The sequence below is a fragment of the Acidovorax cavernicola genome, from assembly GCF_003581445.1.
Map to the genome: position 1 here is coordinate 1 of NZ_QXMN01000130.1, position 2,734 is coordinate 2,734.

Genomic DNA, 2,734 nt, shown 5'->3' on the forward strand with positions numbered 1-2,734 from the left:
ACCTCAACCACATCGCCATCGGCTCGTTCCTGTTCTTCGGCGTGACTTTCGTGATTTCGGGCGTGGTGCGCTCCACGGGCGCCGTGGTCGCGCCGCTGGTGATCCTGGCGCTCGCGCTGTGGGGCGTGCGCGTGCCGTTCGCGCAATGGCTGCAGCCGGTGCTGGGCGTGGACGCGATCTGGTGGAGCTTCCCGGTCAGCGCGGGCTGCGCGATGCTGCTGTCGCTGGGCTAGTACCGCTGGGGCGGCTGGCGCCAGGCGCGCATGCTCGCTCCGGCCGAAGAACAGCTGGCCACGCCGGCCGAAGTCGGCGGCCTGCCGCCGTCGCCCGTCTGCTCCCTCTCGGACGAACGGCTCGCCGCGGCGCGCTAGCGCGGCGGGCGGCATGGCCCCGCCCGCGCAGCCGCGCGCGCTGCGCGCTACCATCCAATGGCCTGTTGCGGAACCAAACCGTCCCTGCCAGGCTCCCACCTTGCGACCATGACCTACCGCCTCTCCTCCCGCTTCCGGCCACTGGCCTTCGCCGCCTGGCTGCTTGCCCTGGCCCTGCTCACGCTCGGAGCGGCGCAAAGCAGCTTCGCCCAGATCCAGTTGCTCGGCAGCAGCCAGGCTGCATCGGGCGCGGTCGTCACCACGCCGCGCGTGCGCGCCGAACTCGTGGCCCATGCGCCCGACGGCGTCACGCCCGGCCAGCCGCTGTGGCTGGGCCTGCTGATCACGCACCAGCCCGAGTGGCATACCTACTGGAAGAATGCCGGCGACTCGGGCCTGGCGACGCAGCTGCAGTGGCAACTGCCCGCGGGCCTCGAAGCCGGCGAGATCGACTGGCCGCTGCCGAAAATCATCCGCGTGGGCCCGCTGGCCAACTATGGCTATGAAGACCAGCTGCTGCTGCCCGTGCCGTTCAAGGTCGCGCCCGACTTCCAGGCCCCGGCCGGCGAAGCGCTGACCATCCGCGTGCACGCGAGCTGGCTGGTGTGCCGCGTCGAATGCATTCCCGAGGAAGGCGACTTCACGCTGCAACTGCCGGTGCGCGGCGCGACCGCGCTGCACGCGCCGGCGTTTGCCGCGGCCCAGGCGCGCCAGCCCGCGGCGCTGTCGGGCCGGAGCACGGCCAAGGTCGACGGCGCGCGGCTGCAGGTGCGCATCCAGGGCCTGCCCGCGGCGCTGCAGGGCCAGAACCTCGTGCTGTTCCCGGAAACGCCCGAAGTGCTCGAGCATGCGGCCCTTCCCGGCAGCGGCTGGACCCAGGCCTGGGACGGTGCAGACTGGACCGCCGACTGGCCGCTGTCGGCGATGCGCGGCGAAACGCCCAAGGAACTGCCGTTCGTGGTCGCGCCCGTTCCGGCCCCCGCGTCGGGCCCGGTCGCCTGGCGTACCGTGGCCACGGTCGAAGGCCAATGGGACAGCGCGCCCGTCGCCGGTGTCTCGCCCGCGCTCGCGGCCGCCTTGGCCGCGAATGCGCAGCAGGCGCCGGCCACGCCGCCCGCGGCCGGCAGTGCCGGCTTCTGGATGGCGCTGTTGGGCGGCCTGGTCGGCGGGCTGATTCTCAACCTCATGCCCTGCGTGTTCCCGGTGCTGGCGATCAAGATCGTCGGTTTCGCGCGCCACGGCCAGGACCGGCGCATGCTGCGCCTCGGCGGCCTGGCCTACGGCGCGGGCGTGCTGCTGTCGTTCCTGGCGCTCGGCGGCCTGCTGCTCGCGCTGCGCGCGGCCGGCGAGCAGCTCGGCTGGGGCTTCCAGCTGCAGTCGCCGGGCCTGGTCGCGGCCATGGCCGTGCTGTTCACGCTGCTCGGACTGAACCTCGCGGGCATGTTCGAATTCGGCCGCATGCTGCCCCAGCGCTGGGCCGGCGCCCACCTGCGCCACCCGGCGGCCGAAGCCTTCCTCTCGGGCGTGCTGGCCGTGGCGATCGCCTCGCCCTGCACCGCGCCGTTCATGGGCGCCTCGCTGGGCCTGGCGATCGACATGCCCGCGGCCCAGGCGCTGACGGTGTTCGCCGCGCTGGGCGTGGGCATGGCCCTGCCCTATGTGCTTGCCAGCTGGATGCCGGCGCTGGTGCGCTGGCTGCCGCGGCCCGGCGCCTGGATGGACACGTTCCGCCGCGCCATGGCATTCCCGATGTTCGCCACCGTCGCCTGGCTGGTCTGGGTGCTGGGCCAGCAAAGCGGCATCGACGGCGCGGGCGCGCTGCTGGTGCTGCTGGTCGCGCTCAGCGCGCTGGTCTGGGCGTTCACGCTGGCCGGCAGGACGCGCTGGCTGGTGGGCAGCCTGGTGCTGCTGGGCACGCTGTGGCTGGGCAACGCCATCGGCCCGCTCATCACGCGTGCCGCGGCCGTGCAAAGCGCAGCCACGGCCAGCGCCAGCGAATGGCAACCCTGGTCGGCCGAGCGCGTGAGCAGCCTCATGGCCGCGGGCACGCCGGTATTCGTCGATTTCACCGCGGCCTGGTGCGTGACCTGCCAGGTCAACAAGCACACCACGCTCAACCGTGAAGATGTGCGCGCCGGCTTCGCCGCGCGCGGCGTGGCGCTGCTGCGCGCCGACTGGACGCGGCGCGACCCGGCGATCACGCAGGCGCTGGCCGCGCTCGGCCGCAGCGGCGTGCCGGTCTACGTGCTGTATGCACCGGGCAGACCGCCGCATGTCATGACCGAGCTGCTGTCGCCGGCCGAAGTGCATGACGCGCTGAAGACGCTCTAGGGATTTACCCTTTCCGGCATGGGGACAACCGC

At 72.8% G+C, this 2,734-nt stretch carries 1 protein-coding gene and 1 pseudogene; both read left to right on the forward strand.

Features of this window, described 5'->3' with window-relative positions; genetic code table 11:
* A pseudogene (locus tag D3H34_RS31575) lies at window positions 1-371 on the forward strand (MATE family efflux transporter); the annotation flags it as partial.
* 108 nt (window positions 372-479) lie between these two features.
* Window positions 480-2,702 (forward strand): protein-disulfide reductase DsbD family protein, encoded by a 2,223-nt coding sequence (locus D3H34_RS31580; protein ID WP_119558747.1) that lies wholly within the window; start codon window positions 480-482, stop codon window positions 2,700-2,702.
* Window positions 2,703-2,734 lie beyond the last annotated feature (32 nt).

What these genes read in the sequence shown, in the direction of transcription:
- D3H34_RS31580 (WP_119558747.1), top strand. Translation starts at nt 480, where the DNA reads ATGACCTACCGCCTCTCCTCCCGCTTCCGGCCACTGGCCTTCGCCGCC.